The following is a 24,415-nucleotide window of genomic DNA, read 5'->3' as shown; positions in this document are numbered from 1 at the left end:
CCCCAGAGGCCGAACCAATCCAAGGCGAATCAAGCGGCGTACGAAAGACTATTTGTCGCGAAAAGGCGATGAACCGCTCAATCGAAGGCCGGATTATTCCGTGCGAATCGTAAAGTGAACGGCATTGGGTCTGTCCCCTATTATTTTTTATAAAAAGTTGAGGATTCATCTCATTTTATCGAATGGTTTTCTATCCAAAGCTAACGCGGCTCGAATGGCTTGAGTTTGTGGGCCAGTGAGTGAATGAGTATTCATATGATGCTGAGTTCTAATCGAGAGAACTTTTTTAACAAAAATTAAATCGGGGCGGCTGTATTTTTTTACTAAGTCTTTAAGAAGCGCTAATTGCCGATTATTAAACTTCACGGATGTATCCAAAGAATGAAAATAATGAATTATGTCTAAAGCCGGTGTATTAGAATCTTCCTTCATTTCCTGAATAACTTCATGCAGCTCAGGCTTGGCGAGACTACTGACAATTTTTTCTACATGAGACATAGTCCAAAAGAAAATCAAATAAGACGCAAGTTTTCGTATGTGATCCAAGTCTTTTTGCGTGAGGTCGGCATATTTGACGTCGCTTTCTTCTCGAAACTTAGCATCTAGATAATCAATCAACTCATCGAGTTGCGACTCATTGTGAAGTAAAAGGCTGATCAATCTTAGGCCCGAGTTGCATATAGCCTCCGCTATTTCTTTAACTTTATCGCGAGGAATGTCGCCATATTTGTTTTTAATAATTTGGCTGAGTATTTCGATGTTTTTATGTGTCTTATATATTTCAATGACAGGGTTTTCGGTATCTTCATCGAAGTCTTCGTTTTGTGTTGCGCCACTTTTTTCGTTTCTGTCTCGGTGCTCTCGATCTTTCGCTCGGTTTTCTTGAACGGACTTGCTGCCACCTAGGCGCTCGGGTATTTCTTTAATTAGAGATTGAAAGACTTTTGTTTCTTGAGCATCGAGCTTTGCGGGGCGAACATGGTCGATAGCACACATCGTATGGATGATTACGTCGTCGATAATTCCAATGTCTTCCGCGTGGTGTACGGCGAATATCAACGCAAGGGCATTTTTTCGTAAATGGCTGGATTCGACCATTGACGAAATCACACTAGGATTTTTTTTGTAATGAAATGCTAAAGATCGGCCGAGGAAAAAATAATAACTATAAGGAAGCGAGAAACCAAAACTGTTATGGCCGCTTTCTTTTATTAAGCCTCTGTCGCTAACCAGCCTATTAAGTACGGCATCTGTGATAATAAATTTTTCTCTGTAATTATCAACAAATTCTTGAAAGTCTGATCGAGAAATATTCCCGCCATTTTCATCGATGTCGTATATTGACTTTGCAAGAAGAGTGCAAAAGTTGAAGCATGAGCGTATCTCTTCGTCTTTAGGGTCAACTCCGGCCTTTGCTAATCTGGCTATTATTAGGACGTAATAACAATGCCCGTATGCAGTAATTTTTAAGTCATTGGGCATAAAGGCTTCATACGTTTGAAGTATTGAAAGTATGAAAAAGGGAAATCTGGGTAGTATTTTGTCATCTAAAATTACAGAGTTTACGTTCCTTTCAAGCCTATCGACTTCGTGGAAAAGCGACGCATCGCTTATGTCGCCACGGTTATTCACCCAATTTCGTATAAGCTTTTCTTGTTTGGTATGTGTGAAAGGAGATATGTAACATCTTTGGTAATCGACTAACCGAACATCATCACGAAAGAATGAGACGTGCCTATCACTCTCGACGGTGACAAAAATGTGATCGAAAAAGTCTTCGGCGAACTCTATATGATCGAGACTGCGGCCATCCTCTGATAAATCGTCGAAGCAAACTGTTTTATTAGGGGTTTCAAACCAATGATCAAAAGAGCCAGTGAATTGCTCTTTATAGCAACGTTTGAAGATTTCAAGTGATGGTTTTTTTGCTTTTATTTCGTTTAGATTGATTAGCAGTGCGGCATTGCTATTTTCAATTGACGAAAGAAATACTTGGCGCAGTATTGTAGTTTTTCCGCTTCGGTCATCGCCCACTATTAACAGTCGTTTATAATCGTGGAGCTGTTCGGTATTACCGATTAGCTTTTCATTTGCTGGTTCTTCGTCTTCTAAGACTAGTTTAGGAAAGACAAACAAATCCGTTAGTTGAAGTGTCTGTTCGGATTGTGAACAGAACTCAACGTCTTCTAAGCTCTCTCTAAAATCAGTCCGGAGCTCGAAGTTTTTTTTTTCGGTCAAGCACTACCGATTTAATTCCGATGTAAACATCGTGCCAAGCTTCGTCCGTATCCTCCCATCTGCTGACCGGCGTGCCATCCTTCGGAAGTGCCAAATATTCTTGAATATCGTAGAAGTCAGTCCACTCGCACGCTCGCACTATGATAGATACCATAGAAAGTTGGTTGGCTTTCGCTAATCGTCTACAGTAAAGCCACTCCTCGACGCACGCTTCTGAGTCGATAAAATCGGGACTGATCAAAAATATAGCTATCTCCGACGTATCGATATGTGACCTTACAGTATTCTTAATATGAGCGCCCGGTGTAATTTTTCTATCGTGCCATTCGTTTAACCCTTCATTTCGTCGTAACAATGAGAGAGTTTTTTCCATTCTGTCGCGAAATTGCTCGTCCGCGTGGCAGTAGCTATAGAATAATTTAGTCATTTGGCTGAGTTATCGAAAATAGTGAGTGATAAAAAATTCTTGAATATAGAAAAAGGTCGATTATGGCGTGCGCAAGATAATTTGATTTTCAAAGTTTTATGGTTGCGACGATACCATTTTGACCTCGCCGGTGCCGAATTGGCCTGAACAAGCGGGTTTTGATGCTCTCGAATGCTGTTCTAGACAGCGCCTAGTCTCCAACTACAATGTTGCCCGCAAGCCCAGAAATTCGCGTAACCCGCCGGCTAACGGCCCGCCGCAAAACTTCGTGTTCAGCAAACACAACCAACCGCTCCCGCCCCCTCGTCAACCCCGTATAAAACAACTCCCGAGTCAAAACCGGCACGTCATAATCCGGCAAAACCAAGGTAACGGAATCAAACTCCGACCCCTGACTCTTGTGAATCGTCATCGCATACACGGAATCGTGCGCGGGTAGTGCGCTCGGCAAGAAAGCCCGCAGGCCGTGGTCCCCCATGAACCAGACCCTAATCTGCCTTTCATCGTTGTATAGCGCAATGCCGACATCGCCATTAAAAAGGCCGGTTTTGTAATCATTTTGTCGAACCATCACCGGGCGGCCGTGAAACCACACGTTGGCCGGGTTGAAGTCGAAGCGGCGGGCGAGGCGTTCGGTGATGCCGGCGTTGATAGTCTCGCTGCCGGCCGGGCCCTGGCGGACGGCGGTGAGCACGCATTGTTGGCCGAGTTCGGCGAGGGCGAGGGTGGGGTCGGTGGCCTCGCATAGCCGGGCATAGTCGTCGGCGAGCCGGTCCATGAGCTGGCTGATGGCGGCCGCGTCGGCACCGTCGTGGTAGACGAGGTCGTTGTGGCCGGCATTCAGGAGCGTATCGACGGTTTCGGTATTGCCGGCGTTGACGGCCGCGGCGAGTTGGCCGATGGGGCTGTCGGCGTTGAAGCGGCGGCTGGTCTGTAGCGTGACGACGTGGTCGGCCAGGGCGTGGGTGGCCGGGTCGGTAGGCTCGGTTATGAGTACGCCGGCGGCGGTCTGTTGGTCGGCGGTGAACTGGTTGACGCCGGCGTGGGCACACAGTTCGGCCAGGACCGCGCCGGATTCGACGGAGGCGAGCTGGTAGCGGTCGCCGAGCAGGATCAGTCGGGCATCGTCCCGGATGGCGTCGGCCAGTTTGGCCATCATCGGCAGGTCCACCATCGAGGCTTCGTCGACGATGACGACGTCGTAGGGCAGCGGGTTGTCGGCGTTGAACTTCGGTTGGGTGGTCGCCCCCGTCAGGCCGAGCAGGCGGTGCAGGGTACGGGCGGTCTGTGGCACGTGTGTGTCGACCGCGGCCGGGTCGAAATGCGGATCCGCGCCCATGTCGGCCATGCCGCTCCGGACCGATTCGAGCATGCGGGCGGCGGCCTTGCCGGTCGGGGCGGCCAGGGCGATCAGCGGCGGTGTTTCGTCGGCGGTGAAGGCAGCCTCGATGAGCACGCGCAGCAGGCGCACGATGGTGTAGGTCTTGCCCGTGCCCGGGCCACCGGAGATGACGGTGAAGTGGTGACGCAGGGCGGCGAAGGCGGCGACGGCCTGCCAGTTGGTGGCGTTCGGACTGTCGGCGTCGATCGTGAACAGGCCGTGGCCGGGTTTGAGGGTGTCGACGTTGACCGGGATGGGTTCGGCGGCCATCAGCGCGCTCAGGCGTTCGGCGAGGCGTGTTTCGTAGGCGTGGTAGCGCTGCAGGTAGAGCCGGCCGGCTTCGAGAATCAGCGGGCGGGTCGGCGTGTCGTGCGGCGCTGCATCGTCGTCGCGCACGGTGACGAGATCGCTGGCGGTCAGTGCGGCGGGCAGGGCGGCCCGATTCGCGGCGCTCATCAGCGTGGACGGGATCCGGTCCAGCGCGAGGCAGGTGTGGCCCTGGGTGACGGCCCAGTTGGCCAGCGCGAAGGCCCGCGCGACGAGGCGGTCGGCGCCGTGGCGTCGGGCCCAGTCGGCGAGGGCGAGATCGAGATCGGATAGGGTCGTATCTTCCGCGAGTGCCAGCGTTTCGGCTCGCGGCTCTGCGCTCGCCGGGGATGCGACTGGGTTTTGGGGCGTGGCGGTTGGTTCCGAGTCGAACAGGTCGCCGGTGGGGGATTCGGTCATGGGCGGCCTCGGTTGTGTTCGGGAAGGCTGCGGGTCTGCGTGCTCCGGCGTTCTGGATCAACTGCTTTGGCGAATTCGTGCTTGGGGTTTCGCACTGATGCGCGAGTCACTTCTCTTGTTTGCCCAAGAGAAGTAACCAAGAGAAGGGCACCCTGTCTTGCGCCGATGCTTCGCATCGGTGCCCTGCGCGGCTGCGGCCGAAAGCGGACGTCCGGAAACTCGCCGCGCGTTGCGCGGCTCAGACATCCGGACGTCTTTTTCGTTTTCGGCCTCCGCTGCTCGGCGCTGCGCCCAAGGGAACCCGAATACAGACACGGCTCGCTTAGGCTCGGCGTCGTGGTGACTGTATTTCCTCCCGTTACGCGGCGACGAGAAGCGCAGCGTCGACGGGTGTCCGGCGCATGCGCCGGTGCGGTCAGTCTGTCTGAGGACGGCCTTAGCCGTCCGAGTTCTGACCGCATCCCGTCGTCGCGAGCATCGCCGTGCACCGGCGCAGCCGGCGCCGTGTCGGGTGCCTTTCTTTTGGTGGCTTTTCTTGGGCAAGCAAGAAAAGCCACTCGCGCATCAGCGCGAAACCCCCGCTCGATCGAAGACGAAATAGCGCGAAATCCAATGCCGCCAGCCATGCCGTGCGCCAAAGCCTTTCGTAACAGATGGCGTGATATTCCAGCCGGGACAAGGTGCGGAGTCCGGCTGTTAGAGACGCGGGGATTAAACAACACGATGGGTACGGTGGCGGGTGACGTGTTCACGCCAGTACGCCGCGGGACTCATCAACCCCGTCAAACAACGCATCCAGCGCCTCGACCAATGCCACATCCGGCCGGTCGACGAACACGCCGGTATCGCTGGCTCCGTCCATGGCCCGCACGAACAGATACTGCACGCCGCCCAGATGGGTCGCCGGGTCGTAATCGGGCAGACAGCGTTTCAGGTGGCGATGCAGGGCGACGGTGTAGATGAGGTATTGCAGGTCGTAGTGGGCGCGGCCGATGGCGCGGGCGAGTTCGGTATCGCGATAGGCAGCCGGGGTGTCGCCGAGGCGGTTGGTCTTGTAGTCGAGGATGACGTAGGCGCCGTCGATTTCGACGACGAGATCGATGAAGCCTTGCATGAGGCCGTAGAGGGTGCGGTCCGGATGGCCGCCGAGGGCGGCGGGCAGATAGCCGGCCTCGCGCAGGGTGTCGACGAGCGTGCCGAGGCGATTGCCGCCCAGGCGCAGCATGAATTCCATTTCGGTCTGCATTCGGCCGGGTGCCACGCCCGCCAGCGGGCCGATGGCCGGCAGCGGCGTATGCAGGGTACGGGCCACGAGATCGGCCGTGTCGTCGATACGCGGATCGGCCGTGTTTTCGGCGATGAGGCCGTATTTTCGCAAGGTGTCGTAAACAGCGCGTCGCTGCGCGTCGGCCAGCGGTTCGCCCGGCTCGGGCCAGGGGCTGTGTGTCGGGGGCTTGAGCTGGTTTTCCAGCAGGTCGTGGACGGCGGAGCCGAAGCGCACGCCGGACAGGCGGGTATCCAACCGGGGCAGTTCGCGGGGCGCGTCGGCGGCGAGCGCTTCAGCCGCCATAGCGGCCGGCGTGGTCAGTTCGTCCTCGGCGCCGGGCTCGGGCAGTTCGGCCGGGGCGTTGTCGCTCGGGGCATGGGCCAGGCGCGAGAAGCTGTAGGTGGACCAGCGTTTGCGCGGCGTGGGCAGCGCGGATCGGGCCGGGCCCAGTCGGTCGGCGTCTTGTGTGTCTGGCGCAATCGGCACGGGCGCCGGGCGGGTCGTATCGATCGGCGCGACGGCGATGGCGTCGGGGGCGTTGTCAGCCAGCCGCGCGGGCGCGCCGCCGCCGGCCACGCCGTCGCGATAGAGCAGATCGCCCGGGGCGCTGGTACTGCCGTAGTCGTCGGGCTCTCGCCAGCCGACGATGAGCGCCTGCTCGGCGCGGGTGAGGGCGACATAGAGCAGGCGCAGGGCTTCTGAACGGGCTTCGATGACGGCCTGCTGGACGTTGGCCGGGTCAGTGCCGACGAGGTCGATGAGTGCCTGGCTGGCCTCGGCGTCGTCTTGTTGGGCGTGGAAGACCAGCGGCGGCTTGTCTGGCGCGCCGGCGGTGCCGAGCCACGGCGCAAACGGCAGGAAGACGATGGGGTATTGCAGGCCCTTGGACGCATGGATGGTGCCGATACGCACGAGATCGGCATCCGATTCCAGGCGCAGCTGGCTTTCGTCGGCGACGCCGAGTGTGCCCTCCTGGGCGGCGGTGATGTGGTCGTCCAGCCAGCGCACGAGGCTGGCCATGCCGAAGCATTCGCTCTCGGCGTGGGCCAGCAGTTCGCCGAGCTGGAGCCAGTTGCTCATGCGGCGTTCGCCGTCGGTCAGCGCCAGCAGCGCCGGGGCCGCGGCCACGAACAGGTCCTCCAGGGCAGCCAGCACCCCGCGGCGGCGCCAGGCGTCGTGCAGGCGGTGGAAGGGCTCGATAGCGGCCTGCAGGGCCGTGTCGTCATCGGCGATGGCCACGAGATCGGCCAGCCGTTTGCCGATCAGCGCGGTGGGCTGGGCCGCGCGTACGGCACGGGCATCGTCCGGCTGGGCCATGGCCCGCAGAATGCGGCGGAGATCGGCGGCCTCCGCGCTGGTAAAGACCGATTCACGGTGCTGGCAGACGGCCCGGATGCCGGCTGCGGCGAGTGCGGCCTGCAGGGCCGTGGCTTCCTGATGGCGGTTGACGAGCACGGCGATATCGCGGGATACGACGGGCCGCGTGGTGCCGTCGGCGGCCTGCCAGTATGTGGTGGCGCCGTGGAGCAGATCGGCGATGGCGGCCACGGTCTCGTCAATCAGCCGCGCGCTGTCGTCGGCCTTCGACGGGTTCTTCGTCTTGCCGTTCTTCAGCTCGGTTTCATTGCCGTGGAGCTGCCAGAACGTCAGCGCCGCCTGTTCGCGGCCGTCGGCCCGGATCAGCCGCCAGTCGCCGGCCGTGCGCCCGGCGGTGACGTGAGGGAAATCGATGTCCGGTACCACGAAGGGATCGTGGCCGGGCAGGGCGTAGAGTGCTTCGATGGCATCCAGCACGCCCTGGGTGGAGCGGAAATTGGTGGTCAGCGTATAGCGCGCCGCGCCGGCGGCGCGGGCGGCAGCCAGATAGGCATAGATATCGCCGCCCCGAAAGCCATAGATGGCCTGTTTCGGGTCGCCGATGAGCAACAGGGCGCCGTGCCCGTCGTTGTCGGGATCGTCGCCGTCGTCCGGCCGTACCCGCTCGCGATAGATGCGCGACAGGCTGGCGTATTGCAGCGGGTCTGTGTCCTGGAATTCGTCGACCAGGGCATAGGGCCAGCGCGCGCGCAGGGCAGCGGCCAGCGTATCACCGGTGCGAGGATGGGTGAGCGCGGCATGCAGGGCCACGATGAGATCGTCGTAGCTGTACTGGCGTCGGTCGATCTTGCGGGCCTCGGCGCGTTCGGCCACGGCCTTCGCGGCGGTATCGATGGCCACACATTTAGCCAGCGGCTGGAGTTCGATGAGGATCGGCAGGGCGCTCAGGGCGGCCAGCGGGTCGGCATGGGCCTGGTGTTTGGCGGCTTTCTTGAACTGCGGGCCCGGATCGGCCAGGGCGAGCAGCCATTCGGGCAGTATCGGCGCCGTGTCGGCAGCCAGGGCGGCTGTGATGCGCACGTCGAGATCGGCGACGCTCGCTGCGATATCGTCTTCGGCGGCCAGCGCCTTGTAGAGATCGCCGCCCTTGAGCAGCGCATCGGCCTCGAACGCCGAGACCAGCGCTTCGGCGAGCGGTTCGGCGGTCCCCGGCCAGTGTTCGGCCAGTGCATCCTGCAACGCGGCCAGACGGGTGGGGTCGAGACCGGCCAGCCGGGCATGCGGTTTGGCGAGAATCGGTTGGACCGTCCGGTAGAGCGCGTCCGGATCGGGCCAGAGCGCGAGCATGTCGCCGGCCTCGGCGGCGGCGCCGAAGACATGCGCGCGCCAATAGTCGGCCGCGGCTTCGCGGGCGATCTGCGGGTCGTCCACGGCATCGCCGCGGTCGAAGGCCAGGGCGGATTCGAAGGCATTTTCCGTGGCCGCCCGTTGGGCAAAGCCGTGGATGGTGACGATGGTGGCCTCGTCCACGCGGGCCGCGGCATCGGCCAGGCGGCGCGCCAGCGCGGCCGAGTCTTCGGTCACGCCGTCCAGGATGCGCCGGGTGAAATCGTCTTCGGGGTGGCCGGGCCGGGCGAGGCTTGTGTCGTGGGCGATGCGCGCGGCCTGGGCCAACCGCGCCCGGATCCGCTCGCGCAGTTCCTGGGTGGCGGCCCGGGTGAAGGTCATCACCAGCACTTCGCGGACCGAAACACGCTGCTCGACGATCAGGCGCAGGTAGAGGCCGGCCAGGGAGAAGGTCTTGCCCGTGCCGGCACTGGCCTCGATCAGCCGCAGGCCGTGAAGCGGCAGGGTCGCGGCGTCGAAGGGTTGGCTGTGCGGCGCGGGCCGGGTCATGCGCTCACCTCGCGATCGGCTTCGGCCGGACGAACGACGGCGTTCATCGGGCCGCTGATGGCCTCGATGGCGGCGATGAAGGGGCTGGTATCGTCGGTCTCGCCGAGCGGTGCGTCGTCGGGGCCGAGCAGCAGGCAGAAATACGCATCGCGCAAGAGATGGTGCTGGAAGAAGGCGCCCGGCTTGAAGCCGAAGCTCAGATTGTCGAATGCCTTGTTCTGATCGGGCTGATAGCCGTCATCCAGATCCGGGTGATAGGCCAGCGGCTGTTGCTGGCCCTGGATATAGTGCTGGATAAGCGCGGCCAGTTCGACGCGGGCGGTGTCGGCGTCCAGGCGCCCCGCGTACCGGACGATGGATTCGTCTTTAGGCTTGGGCGAGACGCCGGCCAGTTCCAGTGCCAGATCGTGCCCGGCGGCGACGGCGGCCAGATAATCGATCCAGTAACGCAGCCGAAAGCGCGTACGCAGTTTGCCGGTGCGCAGGCGCCGCAGGGCGCCGGGCCAGCATTGCGGCACGCGCCCGGTCAGGCGGACCGGGCCGTCATCCACGGGCAGATCGAGCTGGATATCCAGCGTTTCCGGCGTGCCCTCGGCAGTCCAGCCCTGCCAGATGGGCAACAGCTCGTTGACGATTTCGGCCTGGGCCGCGTAGTGGGGGGCGGCCAACGGCGGTGGCGGCAGGGTGCCGCGGGCGCGTTCGAGCGCGCTGGGTGCCGGCGAGAGTTCGCCGGCCTCGGTTGCGATCGCGGTGGCGAACAGCCGGTCGCGCAGGCCGGCCGCAGCCAAGCCATTCAGGCCGATCGGCTCGGCATCGTCCAGCCGATGATCGTCGATTTCCAGGGCAAGCTGGACACGCTCGCGGAAGAAGGCCCGCGGCGGATGATCGAAGAACCGTTTCAAGGATTCGAGGTCGATGGCCGTGATCGGCTCGGGCAACGGGGCCTGGCTGTCGTCCATCAGCGGTGCCAGTGCGTCGCGTGGCGACAGGGCCGCACGGGTGGCGTCACGCCATTGGCCGGCGTAGGTGAAGATGCGCGGATCGGATTCGCCCGGGTCGAAATAACGCGCCGAGAACGGCTGCATGGGCTGGCGATGGATCAGCCGGGCGTTGAAATCTTCCGTCTCCCATGCGCGGAAATAATGCCGCCGGAGGAATTCGAGGGTTTCACCGACGATGGGCGAGGGCGGCAAGGCTTCGCCGGTGGCGACGTCCTGGCCGATATAACTGATGTAGAAGGCCTCGCCGGCCGCGGTCAGGGCCTGAAGGAATAACAGGCGATCATCGTCGCGGGTGTTGCGATCGCCCAGCCGCGGGGCGTTGTGCATGACGTTGAAGGCGCGCCCGGTGTCCTGTCGCGGAAAGGCCGCGTCGTTCATGCCCAGCACGCAGACCATGCGAAACGGTACGGCCCGCAGCGGGACCATGCCACAGAAGGTGATGCCGCCGGACAGAAAAGGCTGGCGCTCGGCGGTGGCATCCAGCGTGGTGCGCAGATCATCCCGGACGGCGGCCCAGGACAGGCGCCGATCGTCGGTGAGCGGGCGGGCCGTGGTACAGGCCTCGGCGGCCTCGAAACGGGCGAACACGCCGCGCAGCGAATCCACCGCGCGTTGCTCATCGGGCGCATCCGGCGCGGGGGCGACGAGATCGTCGAGCATCGCGTTCAGCCGGGTCTGCCACTCGCCGGGGGTGGCCGGCCGGGCCATGTTTTTCGCAAGCCGGGCGAGCGTGTCCTGAAAACGCCAGAGCTTGCCGAGTGCCGCCGTGGCCCCGCCTTCCAGATCGGCCCAGGGGGCGATGCCGTCGATGAGTGTTTCCTCGTCGGCCTGGGCGACGCCGAGTAGCAGGCGATCCAGCCCGAAGCGCCAGGTGTTCTGTTCGAAGGCGCCAGCGCCGAGTTCGGCCCGATGGGCGGCGTCGCGGCCCCAGCGCACGCCGGCGGCATCGATCCAGTCGGCCAGGGTGTCCAGATCGGCGGCGGTCAGGCCGAAACGCCGCATCACCGCCGGCACGGCCAGCAGGTCCATCAGCGCGCTGGCTGTCCAGCGTGCCAGCGGCAGATCGAGCAGCGCGGAGACGGTGGTCACGATCGGATGTGCGGCCGAGCGGGCACGATCGGCCAGCCCGAAAGGCAGATAGCGCGCGGCCGGCGCGCCACCGAACACCGCCTGGATGGCCGGGGCATAGGCCGCCACGTCCGGCAGCATGACGATGATATGGCGCGGCGCCAGGCGCTGATCGGCGTCGAGCTCGCCGGCCGCGACGCGGGCATCGTCGGCGGCCAGTCGGTCGAGCAGCTGGTCCTGCAGCACCTGGATCTCGCGCAGCGGGCTGTGACAGGCATGGACCTCGAACGAGGTATCGCCCTCGGCCATGCCCTGTGCCGAATCCCGACAATCGAGGGTGACGATATCGGCCTGGATACGATGCAGCAAGGTGTCGTTCGGCGGGATGTCGTAGTCCAGCAGTTCGCCCAGTTCGGGCTCGATCATGCCGGCGAATTCGTCGGAATAGAGCACGCGCAGGGTGTCGCGGGCCATACGGCCCAGGGCCGAAAGCAATGGGTGGCCGGCCTCGACCGTGGCCTCGCCGGGTAGCAGGGCCGCGTCGTCGCCCGTCTCGGCCGCGGGCAGATCCAGCGGCAGCCGGCCGGCGATGATATCGCCCCAGTAGGCTTCGCTGGGGTTGGGCAACAGGAAATGTACGTCGATATGCTCGGCCAGGGCATAGAGCAGGCGCAGATGATCGGGGGCCAGCGCCACCAGACCGAAACAGTAGAGATTGTCCGGACAGGCGGCGATCACGCGTTGTTGCAGTGCGGTGTCGCGGCCCAGTCGTTCGATGAAGCGGGTGAGTACGCGCGCCCTGTGATTCGTGCCCAGCCGGTCGTCGCGGGTCAGCCAGTGCCAGACGCGCGCCTGCCAGCGGCCCGGGTTGTCGGCCGGCACCTGACCGGCCTCCCAGGCCGCCAGCGTGTCGGCGCGATAGATCAGATACTGATCGAAGACATCGGCCAGCTGGCGGGCCAGCTGGTAACGCCGGACCTCGTCGACCGGCGTGCCGAGATAGTCGGCCACCGCCGGCACCTCCCGCGCGATTTCGGGCAGCGCGGCATAGAGATGCCAGGGCAGACAGGGCGGCTCGAAATGATCGCCGGCCTCGGCCTCGTCCAAGGTGGCGTGCAGCAGCGCCCAGATGAATTCGCCCGGCAGCCGGCCATCGATATTCGCGGCGATGCCCTCGCTCTCGGCGAGCTGGATACGCAGCCAGCGACCGATGCCGGCGTTGGGCGCCAGCACGGTATCCGTCGCCAGCGGCGAGACCGGCCGCGACAGACGCAGGGCGCCGAACAGCTCGGCCAGTCGCGACAGATCGTTGTGGTGATAGAGATAGAACATGCGTGCCCCGATTCGACGGGGACCAGTTTAACGGGGTGGTGGGTCAGCACGTGATCCTGTCGAGCACGGCAGGGGCGGCGTAGTATCGAAGCGCGGCTTTAGGCCAATCTGGGACGGCCAATGGACCCCGATACCGATGTGCTCGACGGTGCCTGCCATTGCGGCGGCGTGCAATTTCACGTGCGTTTGGCCGATGGCCTTCGCACCGCGCGACGTTGTGATTGTTCTTACTGTTCAATGCGCGGTGCGGTCGCGGTTTCGGCCGCGCTTGCCGATATCCAGATTGTGGCCGGTGCCGACGTGCTGAGTTGCTATACCTTCGGCACGCACGCGGCCAAGCATTATTTCTGCTCGCGCTGCGGAATCTATACACACCATCAGCGGCGCTCCAACCCCGAGCAATACGGGGTCAACGTCGCTTGTCTGGATGGGATGAGTCCGTTTGATTTTGCCGAAGTGCCCGTGAATAACGGGCGGCAGCATCCGAGTGAGGTGGATGCGGGGGCATATCGGCGGGTGATTGGGATGTTGCAGTTTGTGCCGGCGACTGACTGACGCAGGCAACTGTCTTTTGCGGACCGGCGGGATGGTGTTTGTGGTCGCGCGGTGGGAGCGGCTTTCGTGCGTGTGATCTTTTCGCGTTCTGAGTCGTCGCATCCACGTGCGGCTTTAACTGGGCGGTTTCGCACTGATGTGCGAGTCACCTTTCTTGTTTGCGCAAGAAAGGTAACCGAAAGAAGCGCACCCGGTCCGGCGCCCGCTTCGCGGGTCCACTCCGATGCGCGCCAGCGTCGGGATGTGTCCAGAACTCGGCCCGCTTTGGCGGTCCTCAAACAGGCTGTACACATCGGCGTATACGCCGGACACCCGCCGCTGGCACGCCTCTCCGTCGCCGGCCTGACGGGGTGGAATACAGGCACGGCGGCCGCAGGTCAGGAGTCGACTCGCTACGCTCGACAACACTGTACGTTTCGGCACGACTCCCGCGCCAAATTTCCCAGCTCTGTATCGAGTGCCGTCTGATGCCGACGGAGACGCGCAGGGCCCAGAGGTGTCCGGCGCACCGCGCCGGCGCGGCAAAGCTGTCTGAGCATCGCCAAAGCGATGTGAGTTTTTTGCCGCGTCCGCTGGGACTGAGCATCGGAGTGGACCGGCGTTAGCCGGCGCGGAAGCGGGTGTCTTTTTCTTTGGTTACTTTCGTTTGGACAAGCAAACGAAAGTGACTCGCACGGCAGTGCGAAACCGGAATTCAAGCCATTCTCGACAGTGTTCAATCCGCCGAAGTCGCTGGCTGACTCTATATTTTCATCCGTTGGCTGCGAGTCGTCGCCATTCGCGTGCGGCTTTAACCGGGGTTGGGCGCATTCTCGAACGCTGTCGGTTCGCGAGCCTGAACCCAGCCGAGCCGAAGACAGGTCCGCGAGCTAATTTGCCTGCGCAAGAATCACACTCGAGGCCTTGAACAACGCGGTCGCGGTATCGCCCGTCTTGAGTGCCAGGTTATCGGCCGATTCACGGGTGATGACCGCGGCCAGGGTGGCGCCGCCGGGCAGCTTGAGCGTCACTTCGCTGGACACGTCATCGCGGGTCACCGATTCGACGACGCCGACCAGGCGATTGCGGGTGGAAAGCGATGCGGCCGATAGATCCCCGGCTGCCAGGATCACCCAGCTGGCCTTGACCAGCGCCGTGACCGCAACGTCTGTTTCCAGCCCGAGATTGTCGGCGCTGGCGTTCGTGATCACGGCCGTAAGCGAATCGCCGCCGGGCAGGGTGATGTTCACCTCGGCGTTGACCGCGCTGCGGGTCAGGCCGGTGACGGTGCCGAGCATCTGATTGCGGGCGCTGGTCTGCATGGCGAGTCGTTCCATCAGGTTGAGATCGTCGTCGGCCAGATGCGCCAGCCGGCGATTGAGCTGTTCGAGAAAACGGGCCTGCTCGGCCTCGGCGGCGCGATAGGTGGCGACCAGGCGGGTGCCGCGTGCCGTCAGTGTGGTGCCGCCACCGCCGACCCCACCGGTGTTGCGCTCGACCAGCGGCGTATCGGCGAGATTGTTGATGGCGTTGATCGCATCCCACGCGCCCTTGTAACTCAGGCCGACGGCCTTGGCCGCCGCGGTGATCGAGCCGGTCGTGCCGATGGCTTCGAGCAGCGCGATACGCCGTGCCCCGATCCCGCCCGTGCGCGGGCCGAGATGCAGTTGGCTGTCGAGACGGGAGACATCCGTTGCCATACGCTTGCCGATGAAGAACGCGGGCAGAAGAAATGGCGTCCGAGGCAGGAGTCGAACCTGCGACCTGCCGCTTAGGAGGCGGCTGCTCTATCCTGCTGAGCTACACGGACGCGACGAGCGCTTAGCCTACCGTGCACGCGGCTCGAGGTGAACCGTGCCGGTCGACGACGAGACGTTATGACCAGTTCGGCACGCGGAAACGGGCCGGGCAGTTGTGTTGGGCGATGGGGGCATTCATCAGGCCGGCCTCCTGCGGGAAATCCGCCAGATGTTCGCGCGGGATCGTGAACCACAGCTGGCTCAGAAACCGGTTGTCGCCATCGCCGGAACAGCGCAGCTGCAGGGCCGCGGTCTTTTGTGTGTCGAACGCCCGGTCGAAGGCGGCCAGCAGGTCATGGCGGGCAACACTTTGCTCGGCGTGTTCCTGCAACCAGCGGCCGAACGGACTGTCGGCGATGCGCCCGCGCAGGACGAGTGCGGCGTCGAAGAAATCATCGGCCACGTAATCGAAGCACTGCACGTGCTTGTCGTATTCGTGGGTTAGGAGATCCGAATCGAGCTGCGGCATGATGCGCGCCAGCGACCGGCGGGTATCGGCATCGAGCGTGGGGGCGGCACCGCTGTGGTGATAGTAGTCGCAGCCGCGCGACCACCACTGCGGGGCGGCGATGTCGCGTTGGATGAGGTCCTGTGGGCGCGACGGCCACAGGCCGTGCAGGCCGATCAATACATCGCGCGGCTGGTCGGCGGCACAGCTGTCGCCGTCGCAGAAGCCGGGCTGCCAGGTCAGCGCCAGGGTGTAGTGACCGAAATCGCCGAGGCGTCCGGGCATGAGCGAAGGCATGTCGTTGCCGACAGTCGCCGCACTTGCCGTGCCGGACAGCCAGACGAGAACGAAACCGGCGAGGATCGAGGCGCGTGTCTTTTTCATGGGCTGCGGTCCGGGGCGATGGGATGACGACGACGTCGATGGGCGCGGATCGGGACGGCCGGGACGTGCAGGATCGGATGTTGGCGTGTCGATATCACGGCGCCAGCTCGGCGTTGAGGACGTCGGCCAGCCGGATGCCGGCCCGCTGGAGCTGGCGACGGGCGACCGGCCAGGCCTGGCGTTGATAACCCGCCGACCAGTCGCGTCGAGGGGCGGCGGGCAGCTTGCCGTAAGCCGTGGTTCGGGCCAGTCGATGCGACTGGTTGGCCCAGCGCACGGCCGCGCGTTCGATGTGTCGGGCGTCGATACCGGCGCGCCAGCGATTGCGCTCGGCTGCCGTGATCATGTCATCCAGCGTACGGGCGGCGGTACGCGTTGCGGGTAGCGCGATCTGGAACTGCGGGCCGACGTGCAGGCCCAGCGCCCGATCGACGATCGCGCTGTCCCAGATGCGGTGCAGATTGGTGCGGCGGCCGAAATACGTCAGTTGCACGGTGTTGCCGCCCTTGTCGTTGTCATCGGCAGCGTGCAGCGGCTGATGGACGTCGCCGACGAAGTGGACGAGGAATTTCAAGGCGACCAGTCGATCCGTGGACGGCTGATGCCGGTCACCGAGTATGGCGGCGAAATGTGCGATTTGCGTGACAACGCAGCGACCGGCCGGGCAGTCCCGTCGTTTGTCGTAATGCGTGGCCGCACGCGGGATATCCACGTAGTGCCAGGCACCGGTTTCGGGCCGGTCGCTGCGAATCGCGTCGGGCCAGGCGGCGATCTCGTCGAGCCGCTGGCGGTTTTCGATTGCCAGCAGGCGTGTCACCGCCGTGCGTGTTTCCGGTGCGAGATGGGCGCTGGCGATATCGGCGACCAGGGCATGGCCCTGCGGGCCCCAGGCCATCGCCGGCGGGGTCGCGAGCGCGGCGAGACCGAGCATCGAGCACCACAGCAGACGCAGGGCACGGCGGCTCATGGCAGCCGTCCGGCTCGGGCCGACCTGAAACGGGCCGCGTTGCGATGCGATATCGGCGCTCACGAGACGCGCCGGCTCAAAAAGCAGCGCCGGGTTCGGCAAGGAACGCGGCTTCTTCGGCCGTGGATTCGCGTCCCAGGGCCGCGTTGCGTTGCGGATAGCGCCCGAAACGTTCGAGCACGGCGCGATGGCGGGCTTCGTGATGTTGCTGGGTCTCCATGCCGGGGACATCGAACAACCGGGCGGCTCGATCGTGATCGGCGATCGATTCGCTGTGCATGAACGGCATGTAGACAAAGACACGGCGCGCGACCGGCAACGCGCTGTCGGCTTCGGCTGCAATGGCGGCGTCGGCCCGCTCGCGGGCCAGGGCATCGCCGGCAAAGGCTTCGGCGGTGCCACGATGGATATTCCGTGCGAACTGGTCGAGCACCAGAATTTCGGCGAGTCGGCCGTCCGGTGTGTCGCGCCAGTCCGCGAGCCAGCCGGCCCGGGCTGCCGGCAGCAGCGCGCCAAAGCGGGCGGCGATATGCCGGTCGACGCGCTCATCGGCGACGAACCATTGATGCGGCTCGAGCGTGTCGAACCAGAACGCGAGGACATCGCGGGCGGCGGCAGGCGGGGTCGGTGTCATGCAGTGTCGTCGGCTGTGCGGGTGGCCTGTTCGCTGGCCTGTCGGTAGCGCGCGACGTCGATTTCGGCGCGCACGCTGGTTGGATCGTCGAGCGAGCGCTGGAGGGCGAAGCCCAGGCTGCGGGCGAGCTCCAGCATGGGGCGGTTATGCGTGAGGATATCGCCATAGACCGTGTCGATGCCGCGGGCGCCGGCCTGGCGCAGGAGGCAGTCGAGCAGATGACGGCCAAGCCCGACGCCCGTATGGGCGTGGTGGACGAGCACCGCGAACTCGGCCTGATGGCCGTCCGGATCGGCGATGATGGTCCCCATGCCGGCCAGCACGGTGCTGTTGTCGGCCGGGCTGATGACCAGCGAGACCTCGCGGTCGTAGTCCACCTGCGTGATGCGCGCCGCCATGTCGTGCGAGAAATGCCGGATGTAGGTGAAAAAGCGCAGCCGGATCTCCTCGGGCGACAGGCTTTCCAGCAGATCGAGCACCATCGGTTCGTCGGATGGGCGAATCGCCCGGACCACATAGGTGTGCTCGCCGCGCAGGGTCACGCGGTGGCGCATTCGGGCCGGATAGGGCGACATCGCCAGACGTTCGCGCTCGGCTGGCGGCGCGTCGGTGATCTCGATGAGTGTGTCGGTCGGCGCATGCAGCCGGCCCTGCGGCCCGATACCCAGATGCAGGTCCAGGCGGATGATGCGGGTCAGATCGACCACGAGCTTGGACAGGCGCACCAGGGCCTGGGCGAGGGCCTCGAAAGCCTGGGCGGTGGCGCTCAGCCGGCCGGCGCTCGCGCCTTCGAGCATGCGCCGCGCGAGCAGGGCATCCAGCGGCGCGAAGCCGTAGGCCGGCGGCACGCCGAGCGACTCGTCGGTCACGCGCATGACCATGCCGAATTCGCGATGTGGCATGACCTCGATACGCACGCGAATCGACGGATCCGAGTCGGGCTGGCCGCTGGCTGCCCCGAGAATCCCGTAGTCGGCCAGCAGCTCGGCCGTATCCTCGGCCGACAGCCATTCCACGCCGTCGGCGGCGAGTACCGCCAGCCGGTGTCGTTGGTTGTCGACGTCGGCGGTCACGGTCGGATCGGGCGGCGGCGTGGCGGTCAACAACGCCCGGGTATCGTGATACTGACGCCGGTAGCGGATCGCCCGGGCGGCTTCGTCCACCGACGCGAATGTCGCCAGGCGGGCCTCGGCCGCCGAGGCCCGGGCCGGCAGCGCCGTCTGCAGCCCGAGCCAGACCGTCATCAGGCGCGGGTCGAGCGCGGCCCGGGCAATGGCATCGACCATCGGCGCGTGTGGATGCCCGGCGACGGGACTGTGCACGAACAGCACCGCATCGGCCTGTTTCTCCGCCAGCGCCGCGCGCAGCGTGGCCACGGTCTCGTCGATGCTAGAGGCGGCCAGATCGATGCCCGCCGCCGTGTCGTGGGCGCGCGGGGCGATGCGGGGCAGGGCCTCGGCCATATCATCGCCCGGCCGGGCGGCTTTCAGGGACTGGCGGCGCAGGGCGTCGTCGGCCAGGGCGCAGACACCCGCACCGTTGCCCAGGACCATCACGCGATCCCGGGTAACGCGGGGCAGAAGCTCCAGGGCGGCCAGACCGTCGAACAAGCCGCCCAGGTTTTCGCATTCGACCAGGCCCGCGCGGGCGAACGCGGCCGAGCGCACCGGGTCCGGCCCGTCGCGCGTGGCGGTGTCCCGGGCGCGGGTCTGGAGCACGAGCACCGGCTTGACGCGGGCCGCCGCCCGGGCCGCCGACATGAACTTGCGCGGATGCTTGATCTCGCTGACCTGCAGCACCACGGCCCGCGTGCGTGGATCGAGCGCGGCGTGATCGAGCAGATCGGCGGTGTCGATATCGGCCTCGGCACCCGTGCAGGCCAGCCAGGAAAAGCCGATATTGCGCCCGAGCGCCCAGTCGAGCGCGCCGGCTGTGAGCGATTGCGACTGGCTGATGAGCGCGACCTGCCCGGCCCGCGGCGTCAGCGACAGGGTGGTCATGTTCAGACCGTTCCGCGGGTCGATCACACCGGCCGAGCGGCCCCCGAGGATGCGCAGATTGGTTGGCCGCGCGGCCCGCAGCACATCGTCGGTGACGTCGGTGGGGGCGGCCCAGACCAAGGCCCGGCAGCCGGCCTCGGCCAGTGCGCTGATGGCCCGCGGTCGCGCCCAGCGCGCATCGAGAATGACGCCGACCGGGCCGGGGTCGCCCGGAAACTGCCAGCGGCTCGGCCGGCCCGTGACATGGGTGAATGCCTCACCGGCGCTGGCGCGGATATTATCGACCAGCTGGCGCTGGGCCGCCGTATCGGGCGCGCCGAACACGTTGACCCGGCGCGCCGAAAACAGGGCATCGACGTTGCGCAGCGTCATTTACGGCCTGCCCCCGGCGTTCTACCCATCACCCGTGGCGGTGTCGAACGGTTACCCTTCATGGGTGTATCAGAGCAAGACAGACGGCCCGGCTCAAGCCGGAGCCGTGCGCTTATGGCCATGGCGACATCCGACGAGGTGATGACGACGGGCGCTGGCCGGGTCGTCGGGCTGTATGTGACGGCGGTGGCCGGGGCACCCATGGACGCGATCGACTGCGCCGAGGCGGTGGCCGGACAGGGCCTGATCGGCGATCGCTATCAGGCCGGTTGCGGCACGTTTTCCGGCCGGTATGCGATCGGCGAGGGGGCACGTGCGCTATCACTGATCGATACGGCCGATATCGCGCGCTGTGGCGAACGTCTGGGGCGGTCGATCGCGCCGGCCGATTTGCGGCGCAATCTCGCGATCGCGGGGCTCGATCTGCTTGTATTGCGCGGCCGGCGGCTCGTGATCGGCGACGTCGTCGTGCGCCTGATCGGCCGCTGTGCGCCGTGTGGCTATCTATCGCGTCTGTTGCAGGCCGACATGCGCGCCGGGCTCTATCGAGGCGGGGGCGTGCGCGCGGCCATCGAGACCGGCGGCGCGCTGCGGCTCGGCGATCGTGTCACGGTTATCGGCCAGTGAGGCTGCCCCGCGAGACACGTACGGACACATACGGCGAAAATCGCATTTTTGCCCGTCGATTCGGACACGCGCTCGGGTAGAGTGGTGATGTCGCCACCGCAAGCCAGTCAAGATTTCATGATTCTGCATCATTTCGAGGCGTCGCCTTTTTCCGAGAAGATCCGGCTCGTTCTCGGCCACAAGCGCGCGACGTGGCATTCGGTGCACGTGCCGCGCATTCTGCCCAAGCCGGATCTGATGCCGCTGACCGGCGGTTACCGACGAACGCCAGTGCTCCAGATCGGTCGGGATATCTATGCCGACACGCGATTGATCGTCCGCGAGATCGACCGACGGCTGCCGACGCCACCGCTCGTGCCGGCAGCGCAGGCTGTCAGCGTGCGCGCGCTCGAAAGCCTGGGCGATCAGCAGATGTTTCTCGCCGCGATTCCGGTCCTGCTGTCGGCGGACGGCCAGCGTGCGCTGACTGCCCAGCTCGGCGCCGACGGGCTGGCCGCCTTTCGAGCCGATCGGGCTGCCCTCTTTGCCAGCGGCGACGCGGGCGCCCCGGATGCACAGTTCTCGGCATCGATATGGCAGCCGTCGCTCATGGCACTGGAGGCCCAGCTGGCCGGTCGTGCCTTCGTGCTCGGGGCAGCGCCGACGCTGGCCGATTTCGCGCTCTATCATCCGGTCTGGTATGTGCGCGGAAATACGGGCGTGGCGGACGCGCTGAACGCTTATCCGGCGATTCTGGCCTGGGCCGAACGCATGGCCGCGATCGGCCACGGTAATCCGCAGCCGATGGAATCGACCGACGCACTGGCCGTCGCATGCGACGCGCCGGATTTCGAGCCGCTGATGTCGGCCATCGAGCCCTCCCTTGCCTGGGCGGCCGGTCAGCGGGTGCAGGTCGCAGCGACCGATTACGGCAGCGACCCCGTCGAAGGACAGCTCGTGCATGCCGATACCGAACGCGTGGTCATCGAGCGCGAGGCCGCCGGGCTCGGCCGGTTACGCAACCATTTCCCACGACACGGCTTTCATGTCGCACCGGCCGGTTCGGTGTCAGGGCATCGATCGCCGTCGTCGTCGGTCTATACGGAAACCGCATCATGAGCGAGTGTGCCCGCAAGGACGGCTCCTGCCGGCGCTGTGAAGCCCCGCTGGATTTCGATTTCACCATGGCTTTCCAGCCGATCGTCGATCTCGCGGCACGCCGGGTCGTCGGCTACGAGGCGCTCGTGCGCGGCGTCAACGGCGAGTCCGCGGCCAGCATCCTGAACCAAGTGGACAAGAAACGCCTGTATCGATTCGACCAGCAGTGTCGGACCCAGGCACTGCGACTGGCGCATCGACTGGGGCTTGAAGGTCGTCTATCGATCAATTTCCTGCCCAATGCCGTCTACGATCCGCAGGCCTGCATCCAGAGCACGCTGGAGGCCGCGGCCGAAGTGGGTTGGTCTGTCCAGCGGATCTGTTTCGAAATCACCGAAAGCGAGGATGTAACCGACAAGGCCCATCTGCAGGAAATCGTCAACGCCTATCGAGACTATGGATTCGTGGTCGCGCTCGACGACTTCGGCACCGGCTTTGCCAACCTCGATCTGCTGGTCGACCTGCAACCCGATCTGTTGAAGATCGATCGACGATTCGTCACCGACATCGATCGGGATCCGCGCCGCCAGGCTATCGTGACCGGCATGCTCGGCATGGCCCGCGACATGCGGATTGACACCATCGCCGAAGGGATCGAGACGGCCGGTGAGGCCCAGTGGCTGTTCGCGGCCGGCATTACGCGCCATCAAGGCTACTTCTATGCCCGGCCGGGGCTCGAGAGCCTGCCGGTGTGTACGCCGTCACAATTCGAAGAAGCCCGGGGCGATTCCGGCTGATGTTCGGCATATATCTGCGGGTATGCCCTGGTATGCGTTGATCGGGCGGGTCGGGCACCGATCCGTCGCGGTGGCCGTATCGCTCGATAGCGCCGACCATGGCCTGACGCGAGCGAGGGGCCATGTCGAACATGCCGTTCGAATACAGAGTCGAGCGCTTGGCGAGACGAATGTCCGGCCGTAGGAAGTCAAACGAGGCGAATTCGGGCACCGACTCGTTGAATTCGGCAGTGATGGCGGGCGAGTCAGGCTGTCGTGGCGCTCCGGCAACGCGAAAAGCGCTGATGCGCTACCCGTGAGGGCGTTTTGCGTCGGGCCTTGTATCGAGGTGCCCACGTCCCCGCGCGGGCGTTGCCTGTCGGCAGCCACTGCCCGGCCGTGGCCTGCGGTGGTGGGCGCGGCACGTGTGGGACACCTCGATGACCCGGCGCGTTCATGGTGTCCTGCGGCGGGCCCGGTCCAGCGGCGACCGATGCGCCGCGCGGCGTGCGGCGTGCTTGTTAAGCCGCAAGGCGCGGCGTATCGTGCGCGACGATCACGCGGTCGCTGCAATCGATATCCGGTGCCGCGAATCGCGCCTTCACGAAGAAGAAAACTCGGGATCTGTCATGTGGTTACGTAATCTCTGCGTCTTTCTCGGCACGAATGATTTCGGGCTGACCGCGGCCGGGCTGGACGATGCGCTGGCCGGTGCCCTGTGCCCGAGCTGTGGCGAGCAGACGGTGTCGGTCGGCGGCTTCGTCCCGCCGATCAAGGGCGAGCACGCCATGGTGCACGCCGTCGACGGCCTGGCCATCGGGGTCTACCAGGAAATCAGCCGCGTGTTGCCGGGCCCGGTCGTCTCCGAGGAAGTCGCCGAGCGGGTCGAGGCGCTGGAGGCCAAGGAGAATCGCAAGGTCAGCCGGCGCGAGAAGGCCGATATCCGCGAGCAGGCTCATTTCGAGCTGTTGCCCCGGGCGTTCACACGGTCCAAGCGCACCACCTTCGTCGTGGATCTGCGGGCCAGCCGGATCTGGGTCGATGCCGGTTCCGAGAATACCGCCGAGACCGTGGTCGCTGCGCTGCGCGAAGCGCTCGGCAGCCTGCCGGTCACCCGGCCCGAGCCGCGCATCGGTGTGGCCACCGAGCTGTCGCGCTGGATCACCGAAACCGCGGCGTTGCCCAACGGTTTCGAGTGCGGCGATCGCTGCGTGCTGGAGTCCAGCGACGAAGACAAGGCCAGCCTGCGCATCACGTCCATGGATCTGGCCCAGGACGAGATCCGGGCTCATCTGGCGGCCGGCATGCAGGCCACGAAGCTCAACGTCGCCGTTGATGATGCGATCGAATTCGACGTCGACGAGAATCTGGACTTGAAGCGTGTGCGGGCGCTCGATCTGATCCAGGACGATCTGGACTCGCTGGACGCCGACGATGCGGTGGCCGAGCTGACCGCGCGAATCGCCTTGCAGGGCGAAGCCTTGCGCGGCGTGCTCGACCGGCTCTATACGCATTTCGGCGTGGCCGGCGAGAGCAAGACCGAGGCGGCCTGAGACGCGGGCCGCGATGTCGACCAACACCATCGAGGCCAATCGACGCGCCGGCGCCTTCGCCGATCATGACGAGCTGTGGCTGTTCGGCTACGGCTCGTTGATCTACAAGGCCGGGTTCGACTACATCGAACGCCGGCCGGTCCGTATCACCGGCTGGGCGCGCCGGTTCTGGCAGGGCTCGCATGATCATCGCGGTACGCCGGGCGCGCCCGGTCGGGTCGTTACACTGGTGGCCGCGCCCGGCGAGACCTGTACCGGCATGGCCTATCGCGTCACGCCGGCGGTCTTCGATTATCTCGATCATCGCGAGAAGAACGGTTATCTGCGCGCCGTGCAACCGATGACCTTCGAGGATGGCCACGTCGAGGACGGGCTGGCCTATATCGCGACAGCCGACAACGCGGCCTGGCTGGGCGAAGCCTCGATCGATGACATCGCCGAACACATCCGCACGGCCAGCGGGCCGAGCGGGCCCAACCGCGACTATGCGCTGCATCTGGCCGATGCGCTGCGCGATATGAACGTGGCCGATACCCACTGTCTGGCGGTCGCCGATCGGCTGCGTGCGTTGATCGCGGCCGAATAATGGAT

Annotated in this window: 16 protein-coding genes and 1 tRNA gene; 6 read left to right on the top strand and 11 right to left on the bottom strand. The window is 64.3% G+C overall.

Annotated elements, in window-relative coordinates:
• Nucleotides 1–165 precede the first annotated feature (165 nt).
• From D3260_RS17385 to recC, 5 genes are all read right to left on the bottom strand, one after another.
• Complete coding sequence (locus tag D3260_RS17385; protein ID WP_147418247.1) at nt 166–2,238, bottom strand: hypothetical protein; 2,073 nt, start codon at nt 2,236–2,238, stop codon at nt 166–168.
• Nucleotides 2,204–2,665 carry a toll/interleukin-1 receptor domain-containing protein gene (locus tag D3260_RS18205; protein ID WP_120099782.1) on the bottom strand — a complete coding sequence of 154 codons (462 nt, stop codon included), beginning with the start codon at nt 2,663–2,665 and terminating at the stop codon, nt 2,204–2,206. Before D3260_RS18205 ends, D3260_RS17385 begins: the two co-directional genes overlap by 35 nt.
• Nucleotides 2,666–2,855: 190 nt before the next feature.
• The gene (gene recD, locus D3260_RS16860) at nt 2,856–4,772 is read right to left on the bottom strand and encodes an exodeoxyribonuclease V subunit alpha (protein ID WP_120099781.1); all 1,917 of its coding nucleotides are present in this window, start codon (nt 4,770–4,772) and stop codon (nt 2,856–2,858) included.
• 748 nt (nt 4,773–5,520) lie between these two features.
• Nucleotides 5,521–9,252, bottom strand: a complete 3,732-nt coding sequence (gene recB, locus D3260_RS16855) for an exodeoxyribonuclease V subunit beta (protein ID WP_120099780.1) — start codon at nt 9,250–9,252, stop codon at nt 5,521–5,523.
• Entirely contained in the window at nt 9,249–12,653 is a 3,405-nt protein-coding gene (gene recC, locus D3260_RS16850) for an exodeoxyribonuclease V subunit gamma (RefSeq protein WP_120099779.1), read from the bottom strand. The genes recB and recC overlap by 4 nt, the downstream gene beginning before the upstream one ends.
• A 120-nt stretch (nt 12,654–12,773) precedes the next feature.
• Between recC and D3260_RS16845 the strand changes: the two genes are divergently transcribed.
• Entirely contained in the window at nt 12,774–13,208 is a 435-nt protein-coding gene (locus D3260_RS16845) for a GFA family protein (protein ID WP_120099778.1), read from the top strand.
• Nucleotides 13,209–14,077: 869 nt separating this feature from the next.
• Here D3260_RS16845 and D3260_RS16840 read toward each other — a convergent pair.
• From D3260_RS16840 to D3260_RS16815, 6 genes are all read right to left on the bottom strand, one after another.
• Nucleotides 14,078–14,887, bottom strand: coding sequence for a TOBE domain-containing protein (locus D3260_RS16840; protein ID WP_120099777.1), 810 nt, complete (start codon nt 14,885–14,887; stop codon nt 14,078–14,080).
• Between the two features lie 33 nt (nt 14,888–14,920).
• Nucleotides 14,921–14,997: transfer RNA gene (locus tag D3260_RS16835), tRNA-Arg, on the bottom strand.
• A gap of 65 nt (nt 14,998–15,062) precedes the next feature.
• Nucleotides 15,063–15,818 carry a ribonuclease I gene (locus D3260_RS16830; protein ID WP_120099776.1) on the bottom strand — a complete coding sequence of 252 codons (756 nt, stop codon included), beginning with the start codon at nt 15,816–15,818 and terminating at the stop codon, nt 15,063–15,065.
• Between the two features lie 94 nt (nt 15,819–15,912).
• Entirely contained in the window at nt 15,913–16,785 is an 873-nt protein-coding gene (locus D3260_RS16825; RefSeq protein ID WP_147418246.1) for a S1/P1 nuclease, read from the bottom strand.
• A 76-nt stretch (nt 16,786–16,861) separates the two neighbouring features.
• Complete coding sequence (locus D3260_RS16820; RefSeq protein ID WP_120099774.1) at nt 16,862–17,419, bottom strand: DUF924 family protein; 558 nt, start codon at nt 17,417–17,419, stop codon at nt 16,862–16,864.
• A complete protein-coding gene (locus D3260_RS16815) occupies nt 17,416–19,791 on the bottom strand; it encodes a GNAT family N-acetyltransferase (protein ID WP_120099773.1) in 2,376 nt (791 codons plus the stop codon). Before D3260_RS16815 ends, D3260_RS16820 begins: the two co-directional genes overlap by 4 nt.
• 120 nt (nt 19,792–19,911) lie before the next feature.
• On the opposite strand from D3260_RS16815, the gene D3260_RS16810 reads away from it, so the two are divergent.
• The 5 genes from D3260_RS16810 (at nt 19,912) to D3260_RS16790 (ending at nt 24,410) form a co-directional block, all read left to right on the top strand.
• The gene (locus D3260_RS16810) at nt 19,912–20,418 is read left to right on the top strand and encodes an MOSC domain-containing protein (protein WP_147418245.1); all 507 of its coding nucleotides are present in this window, start codon (nt 19,912–19,914) and stop codon (nt 20,416–20,418) included.
• A gap of 117 nt (nt 20,419–20,535) precedes the next feature.
• Nucleotides 20,536–21,516 carry a glutathione S-transferase family protein gene (locus tag D3260_RS16805; RefSeq protein ID WP_120099784.1) on the top strand — a complete coding sequence of 327 codons (981 nt, stop codon included), beginning with the start codon at nt 20,536–20,538 and terminating at the stop codon, nt 21,514–21,516.
• Nucleotides 21,513–22,292 carry an EAL domain-containing protein gene (locus tag D3260_RS16800; RefSeq protein ID WP_120099771.1) on the top strand — a complete coding sequence of 260 codons (780 nt, stop codon included), beginning with the start codon at nt 21,513–21,515 and terminating at the stop codon, nt 22,290–22,292. The genes D3260_RS16805 and D3260_RS16800 overlap by 4 nt, the downstream gene beginning before the upstream one ends.
• 608 nt (nt 22,293–22,900) lie before the next feature.
• Nucleotides 22,901–23,824, top strand: a complete 924-nt coding sequence (locus tag D3260_RS16795) for a recombination-associated protein RdgC (protein WP_120099770.1) — start codon at nt 22,901–22,903, stop codon at nt 23,822–23,824.
• Between the two features lie 13 nt (nt 23,825–23,837).
• Nucleotides 23,838–24,410 (top strand): gamma-glutamylcyclotransferase, encoded by a 573-nt coding sequence (locus tag D3260_RS16790; protein ID WP_120099769.1) that lies wholly within the window; start codon nt 23,838–23,840, stop codon nt 24,408–24,410.
• The last annotated feature ends 5 nt before the right edge of the window (nt 24,411–24,415 follow it).

The sequence above is a fragment of the Salinisphaera sp. Q1T1-3 genome, assembly GCF_003602005.1.
Lineage (GTDB): Bacteria > Pseudomonadota > Gammaproteobacteria > Nevskiales > Salinisphaeraceae > Salinisphaera.
The sequence above is the reverse complement of the archived record's forward strand: the minus strand, read 5'-3'. Positions and strand labels throughout refer to the sequence as shown.